This is a genomic window from Clostridium drakei (assembly GCF_000633595.2).
In the GTDB taxonomy this organism is placed as follows: Bacteria; Bacillota; Clostridia; order Clostridiales; family Clostridiaceae; genus Clostridium_AM; species Clostridium_AM drakei.
On record NZ_JIBU02000008.1, the window covers coordinates 158,415 to 175,217 of the forward strand.

Consider the following 16,803-nt stretch of genomic DNA (forward strand, 5'->3'; position numbering starts at 1 on the left):
CATTGATATAGATAAAAGAAAGGAAGAGATAAGATGATACCTCTAAAGTCAGCAATTAATCAATATGAAGAGTATCTAGTAAATACTGAGAAGAGTAAAGAGACAATAATTGGATACAGAAATCAACTTAAAAAGATGGAATCATATCTTCTTGAAAAATTTAACTACCCTCCATATTTACAGGATATAACATTAACTAATCTTGAAGAATATTTAGGCAATCAATTGACTGCTGGGTTAGCACAAGCAAGTAGGAGTAGATGCTACCATATCATAAGAGCATTTTATAATTATTGTTATAAGAAGGAGTTAGTTGAAAGAAATATAGCCTTAAGCCTTGAACCAATAAAAGTGAAGAGAAAAGAAAGAACATATTTAACGGAAGATGAAGTAGCAGCACTAATAAAAGAAATAGAAAGTGAATTAGTAAAGATAGTAGTAACTTCAATATATTATACAGGTATGAGAATATCAGAATGTACTAAGCTAAAATTAAAGGATGTAGACCTTGAATCTAAAGTAATTCACGTAATAGAAGGCAAAGGAAATAAAGATAGAAATATTCCAATTAGTGATAAGTTATATGGAATTCTAGCTGATTATGTTGAAAATAAAAGGTTAAAAGTAGATAGTGATTACTTTTTCTGCAATAAAAGATCAGGTAAAATTTCAACACAGCATGTTAATAGACAAATAAATGAGGCGGTGCAAAGACTTAAATGGGACAAACATGTATCAGCACATATATTAAGACATAGCTTTGCATCTAGGTTAGTACAGAAAGGCGTTAACTTGGTTAGAATTCAAAAGTTATTAGGTCACTCAGATCTTAGAGTAACATCAATATACACACATACAAGTCAAAATGAGTTAAGACAAGCTGTAAATGTAATTTAGTAGAAGGGAGATCATTTATTATGGGAGAAGCATTAAAGAAAGCAGGCTATGATGATAAAGTAGAATTAATTTTAAAAGGGCTAACAGAGGGCAAATCAAGAGAAGGATTAGCAAAAGAATTTGGATATAAAAATTATAAAGGCTTAGATATGTACATGAGGAGAAAGAATTGGAGATGGAATTCAAGAACCGAAAACTATGAAGAAGAAGCGCCGAAAGCAACCTTTCAAGATAATCTGAATCAAGTAAAAACAATTGGTACAAAAGTAGGTAGAGTAATAGATTTATTTAATAGTGGAATAGAAGATCCAATGGAAATTGCCAAGAAAGCAGGATTTAGAAATCATATTGAAATGGCAGATTACATGACAAATAAAAATTATGTTTGGAATGATGAATTAGGTAATTATGTAATGAAAACAGGAAAGTTAGAAGATAAACATGCTAAACCTGTAATAGAGCAAACTTTAGATATAACAGAAGAAGTAGATATTAAACAATTCATACCAATTTTAAAGGTACTTCAAAATAATAAGGACAAGATAGTTGAAAATTTAACACCAGAACTACAAATAAATAAAATACCAACCTATTTAGTTCCAGGCATTGCAACTATATTATCAGCACAAATGATGAGTAGCTTAAAATCTTTATTAAAAGAATTTTCAAATGAAAAAAATATAACACAGAGGCAAATATTAGAGGTAGCACTAATAGAATTCTTTAATAAATATGGATATAGCTATAGGGTAAAGGAAATGCTTAATGCTTAGGTATGATTGATAAGTACTATTTAAAGAAAAAAAGGTATAGTGAAACTACTTGAGTAAATATTAAAGGAAAATCTGCAATATAATTTTATTAACTAGATAGTGCAGTTTATTTGAAATCTGGATATAATATATATAAGGATGTGGTTATTAATGAATAATAGGGAGAAATATGAGTATTGGTTAGACATTGCAGAATATGACTTAGAAACAGCTAGAGCAAATTATGGATCAAATAGATACCTATATGTTGTATTTATGTGTCAGCAAGCAGTAGAGAAAATAGTTAAAGGACTTCATGTACTATACATAGGAGAGGAAGCTGATAGAACTCATAATATAGCAAGGGTATTTAATAAGATATTTAATAAAGAAGAAAACAGTAAAATTATAATTGATAAAGAATTTGATAACAAGGCTAAAGAATATATGGATTTCTTTGGAGAGTTACTATATTATTATATAGCAGAAAGGTATCCATCATATAAAGAGAAGTTATCAACAGTTATTTCTAAAGATAAAGCAAAGAGTGTATTAGATAAATCAGAGGAGGTGTTTGTATGGTTAAAGTCCCTGAGTCAATACAAAGGATAGTAGAAGATTATGTACAAAAGATAAGTACACAAATTCCAATTAAAAAGGCAATATTATTTGGTTCTTATGCAAAAGGTACTTATGACAAAGATAGTGATATAGACTTAGCAATTTTTTCTGATTATTTTTTAGAAATGGAAGGTGTGCATGCCTTCAAATTTCTATTTATGCAAACTCTTGAATATGATGTGGATTTAGAACCACTTGCTTTTACAGTAGCAGATTATGAAGAACCTGTGGGCATAGTTGAGGATATACTAAAGACAGGTATAGAAATACAATTTCCCACAATACCTAAAGCAAGCTAGAACAAACTTGAATATAACAAATGAGTATAGCAAATCATGTATTCACAAAGGTATGCAGTATCAATAACAGTGATGAAAGTCGCTGTTATTTTTTTACCTAAAAGTTGAATTATTTGTCTACAGTACAATAAAACTGTAGAGAAAAAATAATTTGATTTGTAATTATTAGTGTATCTAATAATAGTTTATCTATAGTTCAACAAAATATAGAATTCCTAACTGTCAACAGCATTGATTTGACTAAGGTTCAAGGGTATGAAAATAGGAATAATTTGGGTTCAGTTAGTGCTATTAATGCTACAACTGTACAAGTAGTATTAGCAACAGCACCAACAGCTGACTTAACAGTTGCAGATGCTGCTAAATTTGCTGTAACAGTTAATGGACAGACAGTAGCTGCTCCAACAGCAGTTACAAAAGTTGCTTCAGATTTAACTGGAAAAACTTATAAATTAACAATAGCTACATTAAACGGACAACAAGGTGATGTAGCCGTTAACGGAACAAAAGCAGCAGTAGCAACTGGAATGGCTTATGGATTTGACTTTAAAGCACCTAGTGTTACTGGAGTAATAGCAAAAGGAACAAAAACAGTTGAAGTTTCATTTGATGAAAAATTGAATGCTGATACTACAGCAACAACAGGAAACATAATTCCAGCAAACTTTATAGTTAAGAAAGTAATTGCAGATCCAACAATTACAACAAATTCAGCTGTATTAAGTGCTGATGGTACAAAAGTTACATTAACTTTTAATAAAGACCTTACAGCAGCTGACTATACATTAATATTAGGTAGTGGGACTACTCCAAATCTTGTAAATGTAAGAGACGTAGCAGGAAACGGAATATATAATGCTACAGAAATATCATTCAGACCAACTGCAGATCAATTAACTGATACATCATCACCAGCTCTTGTTGCAGCAACTTATGATAAAGTTTCAGGAAAATTAACTGTAGCATTCAGTAAAAATACAACATCTTCAATAGATACAACAAAATTAAGCATAAATGGGGTTGCTCTTACAGCTAATGATGTTGCTGTTGTAAATAATAATACAGCAGTTATAACAATGTCATCCGCAACTAAGACTTCATTAAATGCTTTAACTGGTGCATTAACATTGACATCAGCAGCAGGAGCATATACTGATGGAACAACTGTAACAACTGGAGAAACAATGGCTATTACATTGCAACAACCAGCTGTAATATCAACATCATCATATGATCAATCAACAAGTATATTAACTGTAACATTTGATCAACCTGTAACATTAAATAATACAAATGTATTAACATTAGGAGATGGAACAGGTACTGCAGTAGTAACAAAATCAATGGCTATTAATGCAGATGGTACAGCTAATGATGGTACTGTTGCAAGTGCTACATGGATATTTGATTGTACAAAAGGTGCTAACATTGCAAGTGCAGTTGAAGGTTTAACAACAGCTAACTTAAAAGCATATATAGCATTAGATGCTGTTACTAATGCTGCTAAAGTAAATAATGTAGCAGGACAAGATACTTATGCTAATGGAGTAAGTACAACTTATACTGCAATCACAGCTAAGCCTACTCTTGCTTCAGCAGTATATAATAACAATGTGCATAAATTAGTATTAACATTTAGTCAACCAGTAAATGTGTCTGGTGTTGTTCCTGCAAATATTAAATTATGGCAGGCAGATACTGTTGCACTTACAGGCTTTACTAGTTTAGCTACATTGACACCTTCTGAATCAGGCTATTCAAAAACATTAACATATACTATACCAACAGGTGCTAGTAGTGATGAAGCTGATCTTGCTCTAGCATTTAATACAGGTAAGACTGTTAAGGTTACTTTAGATGCAAATACAGTTAGTAATAAAGCAGTACTTTCTGCAGATGCTACAACTTATACAACTGGTGGAGTATCTATAGCATATCAAGATTTTAATTTACCAACAGTAAATTCTACTGCTTCAGTAACTAATCAAAATCTTATAGCTATAACATTCTCAAAACCAGTAGATGCTACAACAGCTCAAACAGCTAGCAATTATGTAATAAAAGATACTACTGGAAAACAACTTGTTGTTACAAATGCAGTTCTTCAACCAGTATCTACAGATGGAACACAAACAGTTTACTTGACAACAGCTACTCAGGCAGCTGGAACTCCATATACTTTAACTGTTAATAATGTGAAAGATACAACTGGTAATATAATAACAACAACAAATACTGCAACATTTAATGGTTCTTCAAATACTGACGTATCAGCTTTAGCAGTAAGTTCTATTACACCAGCTGCACCTGCAAATAGCAAGAATGATACATTAAAAGTTACATTTAATGCAGCAGTAGATTCAACTTCAGCTACTAATGTTGCTAATTATGTAGTTTTACAAGCTGATGCAGATACTACAACAGGATGGGCTAATGCAACTCAGGTATCTTTATCAGATGCAACAGCTAAGTTAGTTACAGCAGATCCTGCAAGTGTATCAATTACCTTAGGTTCAGCAAATTTACAAAATAGTAAATATTACAAAGTAGTGGCTTCTAATGTTTTAACTTCAACAGGAAAAGCACTTGGAACTACTAATAGTGCTGTAGCTCAGTTAACAGCTGTAACAGCACCAACAGCACCAACTATGACAGCTAGTCAAACAGCTGCAGGAGCAATTAAACTTGTATTTGGTGAAGAATTAGATTCTTCAGCAGCAACATTAGCTTCTAACTATACAGCAACAAGTAATGCTACACCTGTAGCAGTAACTAAAGCAACTTATTCATTTGATGCTACAACTGGTAAGGCAACAGTAGTTCTTGACCTTGCAAGTGCACCATCTGCACCAGTTGCAGTAAGCTTAAATGCAAATGTTAAAAATCTTGCAGGTGTATCAGTAGCAGGAAATCCAACACCTGTTACAACATTATCTGATAATGTTGCACCAACTGTTAAATCAGTAGTTGCAAAAGCGGTTGCAGGTCCTATAAATGATGTTATTACTGTAACATTCAATGATAGTGATATTCTTCCAGCAAGTATAACTTCAAATGATTTTGTGGTTAAAGATGCTCAAGGAAATGTAATTCCATCAGCAGACTATACTGTTGCACCTGTTATTACAAGTCCAAATGGAGCAACAATAACATTTGATAAGACTGGTGATAATGCATATAATTTACTAAATGGTGCTAACTATACTGTAACAATTACAGGTGTAGTTGATACATCAGGTAATGCATTAGCAAGTATTACAAATACAGCTACTTGGGATGCAGCAACAGATAAAACAGCTCCAGCAATAGCAACACCTAGTGGTTTAGCATTAACAACTGGACCAGCTGGAACTGGTAACATAAAAGTTACATTTAATGAAGATGTAGATGCTACTACAGCTACTAATAAAGCTAATTATGTAGTAAAAACAGGATCTACTACATTAACACCAAGTTATGTTACTTATGCAAGCAAGGTTGCAACAGTATACTTTGCAGAAGCATTAAGCAATGCTCCATATGATGTTACTGTAACTAATGTTAAAGATTTAGCTGGAAATATACAAACAATTGCTAATAATCAAACATTAGCAGCAGCAGCAACGGCAGTAACAGCAGCAGCAAGTGCGGTATCAACAGCTACAGGAACAACTACAGTAACACTAGGTCAGACAATTACAGGATTAGCAGCTGGAGACATCGTTGTTAAAAAAGGAGGAGTAGTATTAACAAGTGGTACTGATTATAATCTAACAGGATTAGCTACAACTTCAGTAGGAATAGGATTTACTGGAAGCGCAGCGCTTGATAATACAAGTGTAATTACAATAGAAATTACAAAAGCAGGATATACAGTAAATGGTGGAAGTGCAATAAATGTAACAAATTCTATTGCAGCAGCAGTAACAGCATCAGCAAGTGCGATAACAACAGCTACAGGAACAACTACAGTAACACTAGGTCAGACAATTACAGGATTATCAGCTGGAAACATCGTTGTTAAAAAAGGTGGAGTAGTATTAACAAGTGGTACTGATTATAATCTAACAGGATTAGCTACAACTTCAGTAGGAATAGGATTTACTGGAAGCGCAGCTCTTGATAATACAAGTGTAATTACAATAGAAATTACAAAAGCAGGATATACAGTAAATGGTGGAAGTGCAATAAATGTAACAAATTCTATTTAATAGTAAAATCAACCTTTTAGGTCTCGCAAAGACCGCGCGGGTGTAAGATTTCCAGTGACAAGCTGTGAAAAGAGAACGGATAAATAAAACAAAAGGGAGAAAGGAAGGAATGTACAACCTTCCTTCTCCCATTTAAATAAATGAACGGATAAATTGTACTAACAAATCTTAAAATATCTTTAAATCATAAAAATAGTCAGGTCACACGCTGATTGAAAAATTAAATAATTAAATCAAAATTAAGAGTATCTTTAGGGGTACTCTTCTATTCTTTTTTGAGGTAATGTAAAAAATATGAGTTAAATAATTGAATGATATAGATAATAGTAATATAATCTAATTATGTGTAAAGTACAGGAGGTGAGGCAGATGAAAAAACAAACAAAGATAATAGCTGCAATAGTATTAGCATTAGTAGTAATTATTGGTGGATACTATGGTTATCAAAAATATAGCCTTAATAAAAGAGTACAAACATCAGATAAAATGATGAAAGACAAAGGTATAAAGCAAAATAATACAGATAAAGCTATAGCAGATGAGATATTAAAAAATGATAATGATTTAGAATATGCATACATAAGTCATAATGGTGAAACTATAATGTTAAACTTAAAGGTTAAAAAAGGAATACAGGATAAAGAAAAGTATACAAAAGTAAGTAAATATATGGATAAAGTTAGGACACAGTATAAAGGAAACAATGTAAATGCAACAGTTATTCCTAATTAGTATATATGATATTTAAAATAAAGTTGTAGTTGAATCAGAAAATGGATAGCACAAGTTGTTATCCTTATTTTTATTTCACTGCAAAAGAATGATAAAATACACTGCATAAAAATTTTGTAAGAATAGAAAAAGCGATAACACTAGGCACATCAATATTTCCTGCTAAATTACACACCTAAAATTTCACTGCATAATCTAAATAATGCAGTGAACTAACCTGTAACAAGCCTAAAATCAAACTTATATTATCTCTTTGAATAATAAAATCATAATTTGAGGAGGAAGATAATATGAGTACATCAAATAGCATTTCAATCATTAGTAAATTCATAACTAAGGAGATAGAACATATCTACCAAAGATACAACAGTATTCCAGAAGAAGAAATAAACAAAGTGAAGTCATTCATAGAAATACTAGAGGAGAATAATTTGAACTTTGATCCATATCGAAGCTATGCTGCTGCAAAGGCAACTGCTGAAATATGTGCTGAATTAGAGGACACAGAACTTATAAGACTTTATTTATTCATACTGGACGATTTAGGATTAGACATAAAAGCACAGGATACTAAAGAAGCATATATGAATCTAATGGAAAAAGACTATTGTAAAATCCCAGGGTACTACTTATATAAAGCAGAGGAAACAATGAAGGAATTAGCGAAAGATGAACTAGACTGTAAGCTGGATGACACTGAGCAAGTAGCTGATATGTTTGATGCAGAAGACTTGGCTAATCTTTGGGTGTTTGGAACTTCAAAACAGGAAGCAGCAAAACAATATATGAGAGACAATGACTGGTGGGAAATACTAGGCTGCGAGCAAGGAGAGGAAGGCTACACTGACTCTTACGGTGATACGATCTACTACAGTTTAACTGGTGAGGAGGTGTAGTAAATGATTAAGATAGCATATAGAAATGAAATAGGAATTATAAATCATCTACCAGTAGAAGTTGTAAATGTAGTATCAGAAATAACAACCATACTAGATGATAACTATGGAGAAGAAAGAAATGCAAACGATTATGGTGGATATATTCTAGTAGTGGAAAATGAAGATGATGTTAGCAAGCTTAATGATGAAATAGGAATAGATATAACTACTGCTATACCAGAATATGTTGACTTAATTAGATGCAGTAATGGTGGAGAATATACTAATTCACTAATACTATGTAACAATGACTTTGGTATAAGTTTAATAATACCTCTAAGTCTAACAGCTAAAAATCTCCTTGATTATATGGAGGAATAGCAATGGATACTAATACTATTGCTGAAAGGATAGCTACTGAATTTGAAGAAGCATTAATTGCAGATGGTAAAGCAGAGAAAACAATAGAAAGCTATGTAGGTGATGTTGGAGCATTTCTTCAATGGTTAGAATCTAAGGAAAATACCTTCACAGGAACACTAAAAAGATTCCATATAACAGCCTATAAAAATCACCTAGTACAAAATAACTATGAGGTAAATACAATTAATAAAAAAATCAATAGCCTACAATCCTTCAACCAATTTCTCATAGACAAAAACTACCTAAAGGAGCAGGTAGTAGACCTAAGAAAAGATAAAGTAAAGGTAGCCGCAGGTAGTGAAGGAGAAGTAGAGGTGTTCAATGATGCAGAAATAGAAAAACTCTTATTCTACATTCAATCACAAGATGTAACTTCAAGGGATAGATTAATAATGCTAATGCTCCTATATACAGGTATAAGAGTTAGCGAGTTAGTAAATATAAAGCTAAAAGATGTAGATGTATTAGCCATGAATTTAACTGTAGCCTGGGGTAAAGGTGGCAAAAGAAGGAAAGTTCCTTTAAAGGGAGAAGTCATAGAAGCACTAAAAGAATACCTTGAAGGAGAACGGAAAGAAAGTAAATTTGCAGATAGTGAATACCTAATTCTAACCAACCGTTCTCCAAAGATGGACAGAGATGCAGTAAACAAGCTCCTAAGCAAGATGGAAAGGAAACTAGGCATAAGGATGCACCCACACAAATTCCGCCATACTTTTTGTACAAGGCTTCTGAAAAAAGGTGTAGAACTCACCACAGTGGCAAAACTAGCAGGACATGCTTCAATCCAGACAACAGCAAGATTCTACATCAACACATCACAGAAGGACAAGAAAGATGCAGTAGAGCTTCTATAACGAAATAAAAAAGAAAATAAACATATATCATAATCTTAGAAGGTACATTCATACATGATGAATAGTACCCTAGGAACACAGAGGAACATAAAAGGAGGTGATACTAATGTTAGTAAAATGGGCTATAGGTGGAGCTGTACTAGGAGCAATAGCTGCTGTAAAAACAGGTACAAATGTTGCATCAGGAGCTGTATTTGGAGCAGCAGCAGGAGTAATAATACGCAAATGGATAGCTAAAAAACTTTGGATGTAGGAGGAGTAAAAAATGTTTGTAATTCAAACGAAACAAGACTTAGATGTACTAAAAAAAGCTAATGTAATCAATCAAAAGTACATGGAAGTGGTAGAAAAGCAATTTATGAATTTGTACAAGAATTTAGGAGAAGAAGGAATATTACTTAATGAGTTCTCACTAACTGATGAAGGAGAAATTATTCTACTAGAAATTGGAGATAATCTAAGGAATCTTAGTGTAATAGGATTAGATCCAACTGGAGGACTGCTTGAAGTTATACCAGAATTCATAAATGAAATAGAAATTGAAGAATCTATACTGTATGAAGTAATAATAGCTTATAATAATCAATTTGCAATAACTTTATATGTTCCAGCAGCAATAGTAGACAAAGAAATAATGGAATGGATAGAAGAATATAAATAGTACCCTTAGCCTTAAGTAATAAGGTTAAGGGCATTTTTATATACTAAATTAAGAAGAAAGGAGATGGACAAGATATTTAATAATGATAGATACATAACTGCAGGAGTACAGAATGAAATACCACTAGAGTTACAACTATTCATGTGGAATTGCATAGATACACTAAAGGAGCAAGGGAAGAAATTAGATTATCTACAAGTATTTGAATTATCAAAGGAAAGAGCTGATGATGTATTATACCAAAAGATAGAACATAGACAGGAAGTGCCTGAATATAGTGCGACCTATAGATTATTCCCTAAAGAAATGATAGATGCAAAAGTATTTGTAATAGATGATGGAAAGCATTCAACAATGGATGTTATCTAATGAATACTAGCTGATTAAATCAAAGAACTAACATAGAAATAGCAGCTAATACAATGGTGTTAGCTGTTATTTTTTTGCCATTAAAATGTAAAAACACATAAACAATATAATAAAGTCGATGTAGATATCGACATAGACTAAAAAGTCGACAAAAATGTAGATAAGGAAGGTGCAAAAATGAGAGAAGATTTAAAGCCAGGGGGCTTTGCACACAGAAGAAAAAGGAAAGTAAATTTCTTTAACAAAGCAGGAGGCGATGGAGAAATAGCTACAGGGATAAACTGGACAAGAACATCAGAGGAACCAGTATATTATCAAGAAGAACCAGAAGAATATAACAATGAGGAGCTTATAGAAGGATATGAAGAAACAATAGAAGAAGACCATATAGAACCAATGATGATAGGTAAAAAGCTTATAAACCTAGACAAGTTAAAGGTTAAAAGCAAGCAGCAAGAGATGGAAAAGATAACAATATATCTTGATAAGAACCTAATAACCATACTAAAGATGCTTAAAAAGGATAAAAGAATAAGTAGCTATAGCCAGCTAATAAAGGAAGCTTTGCAGGAGTATTTGACATAGGGGGGAATAAATCAATTAGCGATAACTAATATAAATTTTAGACAATCAATAAAAGAGCTAACTCTAGATTATGGAGTTAGCTTAAAATAAGTGGTAAAAAATAATAAAATCTATTGACTAGTAGTTAATAACATGATAAAATATGTTAAAATCATATATTTTGTAAGTAATTAGCACCAAAGCCAGTGGACAACCTTTAATTAGCTAAGGATAACCAAAAGGCAGGTCTAAGTTATTTGTAAAGAACCTATAAAGGATTCGGATAATAACGCTGATTGCAAGAATACTTCAATAAATAATTTGGAGTGTTGCTGCAATGAGCGTTTTTTTGCGTTCTTCAGTAACACCACTAGGAGGGTGTAATAGTGGAAAATAAAGTAACAAAGAAAAGAAATATTCCAATGATAGGGAGCATAGAACAAAGCCCACAGAAGCAAATAATAGTTTCCAAATCAGATAAGCTTTATCCTGAAATTATAGTTCATAATGGCGATGTTTGCACATGGAAAAAGTGTAATGATGGAAGCATAGATTACAAGAAAATATCAGACTATGTAGGAGTAAAGGAAGTAGTTGAAAACCTTGATACAGGTAAGAAGGAAATAATCTTAACCTACAATGAAGGTAAAGATGTGAAGGAAATAATGGTACCATTAGGAGAAACAGTGACGAAGAATAAGATACTTAATCTAGCAGATGTAGGAATAGATGTAAATGATAATAATGCAACTAATGTAATAAAGCAAATTAGAAACGAGAGAGAAAATGCTCCAAGAAAGTTAGTACATTCAAACATTGGATTCTTTGAAAAGGACGGAAAAAATTTCTTTAAGCATAATAAGATAATATCAGATAACAAGCAAAATGATATTGATTCAGCCTATATTGGTAGGCTTAATATAAAGCCAAAAGGTAGTGGTAAGACATGGCTAAACATGATCAACAAAGAAGTGCTGGGAAGACCTCCATTAGAGCTTGCATTAGCAATAGGATTTTCTGCTCCAGTAGTAGGCTTCATAGCAAATGAACTGGGTATAGAAAGCCCACTGATACATTTATACGGAGATAGTTCTAAAGGAAAAACTACAGCTTTAATGCTTGCAGTATCAGCTTTTGGTTCGCCAAGTATAAATGAAACTGGATTGATAATGACCTGGAATACAACAACAAATGCAATGCATGGAAGTTTGGGCGGAAATACAGGAATACCAGTGGTGTTTGATGAATCCAGTATGTCTGGTAAGAGTGATTTCACCAATGTAATTTATTCTCTGACAGCAGGACTAGATAAAGAAAGAATGGATAAGGAAGGCAATATAAGGAGTAGAAAGAGTTGGAACACAACAATAGGATCAACTGGAGAGCACTCTATATTTGTAAAGTCAAAGGAAAACACAGGAACAAGAATGAGGTTATTTGAGTTTGAAAACGTAGACTGGACAGAAGATGCAGAACACGCAGACAGGATAAAAGAAATAGTAATATCAAACTATGGACACTATGGAACATTATTTGCAAGAGCACTAATAATCCTTGGAAAAGAAAAGGTAATACAAATCTATAAAGACTGCAAACAAAATCTAATTGCAAAGATGGTAGAATCAGAATTTAGAGAAAGATTAGCAGGGAAACTAGCAATACTAATGGTAACAGCAACAATAATAAAAAAATATCTTAAGATAAATCTCACCCTTGAGGAAATAGAAAAAATACTAATAGAAAACGAAAATACCAATGTTGAAGATAAGGACATAGGGAAAAAAGCCTATGAAGTAATAATGCAAGAAGTTTCAAGAAATAAATCTAAGTTTGGAGTAGAGTATGAATATTGGAAGGATGGTAATAAGCCAGCTAGTGACAAGGAAACATGGGGAAAAATTGAATACAAAGGAACTAAGAAGAATCATACAATGCAGATAGTAATAATAGAAACAATACTAAAAAGGATTTTGAAGGATAATGGATTTGAAGACCCAAGATTAGTAACAAAAAAGTGGAAAAGCAAAGGATGTCTTGATTTCGAGGAAGGCAAAACCTACAGAAGAAGAACAATAAATGACATAAAAACAAAATGTTATGTAATAAAGGTAAATCAAGATGATGTTCCTAAAAGAGAGAAATCATTTGAAACAGTAGAAAGCCTAGATGCAATGTAGTAACCGAAAAATTCTGGGAAAATAGTGTTAGTAAAACCATAGACTGGGGAACCACGAATCTATAAAAATCAACAAATCTTTAGAAGGTACCCCAGTTTCCCAGTAAAAAATTTCAGAGACAAAAAATCAATAAAGAGGATTAAGCGGTAGATAAATAATAATCTAATAAAAATAAAAAGGGAAAAGGGGAAAATAAATATAAAACCCATAAAAATCAATAGCTCTAACAGTCCCAGTTAATGCCCCAGTTCCCTAAAACCAAACGGGATACAACAATAAAAACAATAGATAGAAAAAGTAGTAAGCAAGATTTAAAACATAGGTGGTTATTTAAAAATAAAAGTTTGGTACATAGCAACTGTTGATTCAGTAATACCCATACCCATTACAAATGTTACTGAAACAAAAGTTACAATACACGATACAATCATTAGCTTAGCACTTATAACCAATAATATGTAGATATTACTTGAAACAATAGGGAAATAGGGAGTATATAGTTAGAAAGCAGTAATATCAATGGTTAAATAATTCCCCTTGAAGTGTTCATTCCCTATCGAGCATAGGGTGACAGCATGGAATAAATAATATAAGGCACAAAGCAGTAACTAAGTACTTTTCAGACATATATTATTACATTGATATAGAAAAAGAAAGGAAGAGATACTATGATACCTCTAAAATCAGCGATTAATGGATATAATGAGCATCTAATAAATACTGAAAAAAGTCCAGAAACAACATATGGATACGGTAACCAACTTAAAAAGATGGAATCATATTTTCTTAAAAAATTCAACTATCCTCCATACTTAGATGATATAACGCTAACTAATCTTGAAGAATACCTAGGCAGTCAATTAGCTGCTGGATTAGCACAAGCAAGTAGGAGCAGAAGCTACCACATAATAAGATCATTCTATAGTTATTGTTACAAGAAGGAGTTAGTTGAAAGAAATATAGCTCTAAGCCTTGAACCAATAAAGGTAAAGAGAAAAGAAAGAACTTATCTAACAGAGAATGAAGTAGTAGTATTAGTAGAAAAAATAGAAAATGAGTTAGTAAGGATAGTAGTAACTGCAATATATCATACAGGCATGAGAATATCAGAATGCACTAACTTAAGGCTTAAAGATGTAGATTTTGAAAATCAAGTGATTCATATAATAGGCGGAAAAGGAAATAAGGACAGAGATATTCCAATCAGTGATAAACTAAATGAAATTCTAACGGACTACATTCAAAATAAAAGATCAAAGTTTAATTATAGTGAGTACTTTTTTGCAACAATGAAATCAGGGAGAATTTCACCACAGCATATTAATAGACAAATAAGTGCAGCGGTTAAAAAGCTTAAATGGGACAAGCAAGTATCAGCACATATTCTAAGACATAGCTTTGCATCAAAATTAGTCCAAAAGGAAGTTAATATAGTTAGAATCCAAAAGCTACTGGGACATTCAGATCTTAGAGTAACATCAATTTACACACATACAAGTCAAGATGAATTAAGACAAGCTGTAAATGTAATTTAGTAGAAGGGGGAAAATTATTATGGGAGAAGCAGTAAAGAAAGCAATGTATGATGATAAGGTAGAACTAATCCTAAAAGGGCTAACAGAAGGTAAGTCAAGAGAAGAGTTAGCAGAGGAACTTGAATATAAAAACTATAAAAGTTTAGATATGTACATGAGAAGAAAGAATTGGAGATGGAATCAAAGGACTGAAAACTACGAAGAGCAAGTAACAAAAGCTACCTTTGAAGATAGGCTAGATCAAGTAAGAACAATTGGTACAAAAGCAGGTAGAGTAATAGATTTATTTAATAGTGGAATAGAAGATCCAATGGAAATTGCCAAGAAAGCAGGATTTAGAAATCATATTGAAATGGCAAATTACATGACAAATAAAAATTATGTTTGGAATAATGAATTAGGTAATTATGGAATGAAAACAGGGAAGTTAGAGGATAAACACGATAAACTTGTAACAGAGCAAACTTTAAATGTAACAGAAGAAACAGATATTAAACAATTCATACCAATTTTAAAGGTACTCCAAAATAATAAGGATAAGATAGTTGAAAATTTAACACCAGAACTACAAACAAATAAAATACCAACATATTTAGTTCCAGGTATTGCAACTATACTATCAGCACAAATGATGAGCAGTTTAAAATTTTTATTAAGAGAGTTTTCGAATGAAAAAAATATAACACAGAGGCAAATATTAGAGGTAGCATTAATAGAATTCTTTAATAAATATGGATATAGCTATAGGGTAAAGGAAATGTTTAATGCTTAATGATACTTGAAAAGATTCTATATAATAACCTACAGAAACTATTTAGTACAGGAAGGCTACGAGGTAAACATCATAATAGAACTACTGTAAATAGTATAGATAATATTGTAATTTTCTGATAAAATAAAGATAGAAGAAGGGAATGATTACATGAATAGATTAAAACCCCTAAATGATTTCGTCTTCAAAAAAGTCTTTGGAGAAGAAGAAACAAAGTATAATCTAATAGCACTACTTAATGCAATATTAAGTAAAAAGGATACAGATAAGCTAGTAACACTAGAAATAGTTGAAAATAAAGAGTTAACACCAGAACTTATAGAAGATAAGACGGGTATAATAGATGTCAGAGCAAAAACAGCAGATGGTACACAATTGGAGATAGAAGTACAACTAACAAACCAGCATAATATGGATAAAAGAACCTTGTGGTACTGGGGAGAAATATATTCAGAAGGTATTAAAAAAGGAGAAGATTACAGAAATCTAACCAAGGTAATTACAATCAACATAGTAGACTTTGAATATATTAATATACCTAATAAATTTCATACAACCTTTCACCTATGGGAAGATGAAGTTAAAGACTATATGCTGACAGATGTAGTAGAGATACATTTCATTGAAATGGAGAAGTTTAGAAAGCTAACAAATAAGAATCTAAAAGAAGATAAGCTTCAAAGATGGCTGTCATTCTTTAGAGAAGATATAAGTAAAGAAGAGTTAAAGGAGTTGATGGATATGGATGTTGATATTAAAAAAGCAGAAGAAAAAATGGAATATCTAAGCAGTGATCCAAAAACTTTAGAACTTTACAAAGCAAGAGAAAGATCACTACATGAGAGGGCTAATATGATAAGTTCTGCTAGAGAAGAAGGAGCAACTGAAAAAGCATTGAGAGTAGCTGAAAAAATGTTAAAACGAGGAGATAGTATAGAAGATATTGTTGACATAACTGAACTTTCAGTGGATACAGTAATGGATCTAAAAAAGAAAATGATGCATTAAAATAGTATTAAATTCTTTGTAAGAGTTAAAGGAATTGATGGATGTGAATGTTGATATCAAATCAAAGG

General features: G+C 32.0%; 17 protein-coding genes. All 17 read left to right on the top strand.

Translation table 11 applies throughout. The features are described from left to right. The first annotated feature begins 33 nt into the window (after positions 1–33). The 17 genes from EG57_RS0204715 (at position 34) to EG57_RS0204790 (ending at position 16,735) form a co-directional block, all read left to right on the top strand. Positions 34–897, top strand: coding sequence for a tyrosine-type recombinase/integrase (locus tag EG57_RS0204715; RefSeq protein ID WP_032076120.1), 864 nt, complete (start codon positions 34–36; stop codon positions 895–897). A 20-nt stretch (positions 898–917) separates the two neighbouring features. Further along, positions 918–1,670, top strand: coding sequence for a hypothetical protein (locus EG57_RS0204720; protein ID WP_032076121.1), 753 nt, complete (start codon positions 918–920; stop codon positions 1,668–1,670). Positions 1,671–1,820: 150 nt separating this feature from the next. Continuing rightward, complete coding sequence (locus EG57_RS25360) at positions 1,821–2,261, top strand: HEPN domain-containing protein (RefSeq protein ID WP_052037741.1); 441 nt, start codon at positions 1,821–1,823, stop codon at positions 2,259–2,261. After that, positions 2,228–2,569 (top strand): nucleotidyltransferase domain-containing protein, encoded by a 342-nt coding sequence (locus EG57_RS0204730; protein ID WP_032076122.1) that lies wholly within the window; start codon positions 2,228–2,230, stop codon positions 2,567–2,569. The genes EG57_RS25360 and EG57_RS0204730 overlap by 34 nt, the downstream gene beginning before the upstream one ends. Positions 2,570–2,805: 236 nt before the next feature. Next, on the top strand, positions 2,806–6,759 hold the full coding sequence (locus EG57_RS0204735; protein WP_152563671.1) for a beta strand repeat-containing protein: 3,954 nt from the start codon (positions 2,806–2,808) through the stop codon (positions 6,757–6,759). 369 nt (positions 6,760–7,128) lie between these two features. Then, positions 7,129–7,491 carry a hypothetical protein gene (locus EG57_RS0204740; protein ID WP_032076184.1) on the top strand — a complete coding sequence of 121 codons (363 nt, stop codon included), beginning with the start codon at positions 7,129–7,131 and terminating at the stop codon, positions 7,489–7,491. Positions 7,492–7,781: 290 nt separating this feature from the next. Further along, the gene (locus tag EG57_RS0204745; protein WP_032076124.1) at positions 7,782–8,387 is read left to right on the top strand and encodes a hypothetical protein; all 606 of its coding nucleotides are present in this window, start codon (positions 7,782–7,784) and stop codon (positions 8,385–8,387) included. A 3-nt stretch (positions 8,388–8,390) separates the two neighbouring features. Further along, positions 8,391–8,750, top strand: coding sequence for a hypothetical protein (locus tag EG57_RS0204750; protein WP_032076125.1), 360 nt, complete (start codon positions 8,391–8,393; stop codon positions 8,748–8,750). Between the two features lie 2 nt (positions 8,751–8,752). Continuing rightward, a complete protein-coding gene (locus tag EG57_RS0204755) occupies positions 8,753–9,649 on the top strand; it encodes a tyrosine-type recombinase/integrase (protein WP_032076126.1) in 897 nt (298 codons plus the stop codon). A gap of 106 nt (positions 9,650–9,755) precedes the next feature. After that, positions 9,756–9,902: a hypothetical protein gene (locus EG57_RS26485; RefSeq protein WP_161782699.1), complete on the top strand. Its 147-nt coding sequence runs from the start codon at positions 9,756–9,758 to the stop codon at positions 9,900–9,902. Between the two features lie 12 nt (positions 9,903–9,914). After that, positions 9,915–10,310 carry a hypothetical protein gene (locus EG57_RS0204760; RefSeq protein ID WP_032076127.1) on the top strand — a complete coding sequence of 132 codons (396 nt, stop codon included), beginning with the start codon at positions 9,915–9,917 and terminating at the stop codon, positions 10,308–10,310. A gap of 63 nt (positions 10,311–10,373) precedes the next feature. Next, positions 10,374–10,679 carry a DUF960 family protein gene (locus EG57_RS0204765; protein ID WP_032076128.1) on the top strand — a complete coding sequence of 102 codons (306 nt, stop codon included), beginning with the start codon at positions 10,374–10,376 and terminating at the stop codon, positions 10,677–10,679. A 177-nt stretch (positions 10,680–10,856) separates the two neighbouring features. Next, positions 10,857–11,264, top strand: coding sequence for a ribbon-helix-helix protein, CopG family (locus tag EG57_RS0204770; protein WP_032076129.1), 408 nt, complete (start codon positions 10,857–10,859; stop codon positions 11,262–11,264). A 365-nt stretch (positions 11,265–11,629) separates the two neighbouring features. After that, a complete protein-coding gene (locus EG57_RS25365; protein WP_052037742.1) occupies positions 11,630–13,420 on the top strand; it encodes a DUF927 domain-containing protein in 1,791 nt (596 codons plus the stop codon). Between the two features lie 668 nt (positions 13,421–14,088). Further along, positions 14,089–14,955 carry a tyrosine-type recombinase/integrase gene (locus EG57_RS0204780; protein ID WP_032076130.1) on the top strand — a complete coding sequence of 289 codons (867 nt, stop codon included), beginning with the start codon at positions 14,089–14,091 and terminating at the stop codon, positions 14,953–14,955. A 19-nt stretch (positions 14,956–14,974) separates the two neighbouring features. Further along, positions 14,975–15,727, top strand: a complete 753-nt coding sequence (locus tag EG57_RS0204785; protein ID WP_032076131.1) for a hypothetical protein — start codon at positions 14,975–14,977, stop codon at positions 15,725–15,727. A gap of 150 nt (positions 15,728–15,877) precedes the next feature. Next, positions 15,878–16,735: an Rpn family recombination-promoting nuclease/putative transposase gene (locus EG57_RS0204790; protein ID WP_032076132.1), complete on the top strand. Its 858-nt coding sequence runs from the start codon at positions 15,878–15,880 to the stop codon at positions 16,733–16,735. The last annotated feature ends 68 nt before the right edge of the window (positions 16,736–16,803 follow it).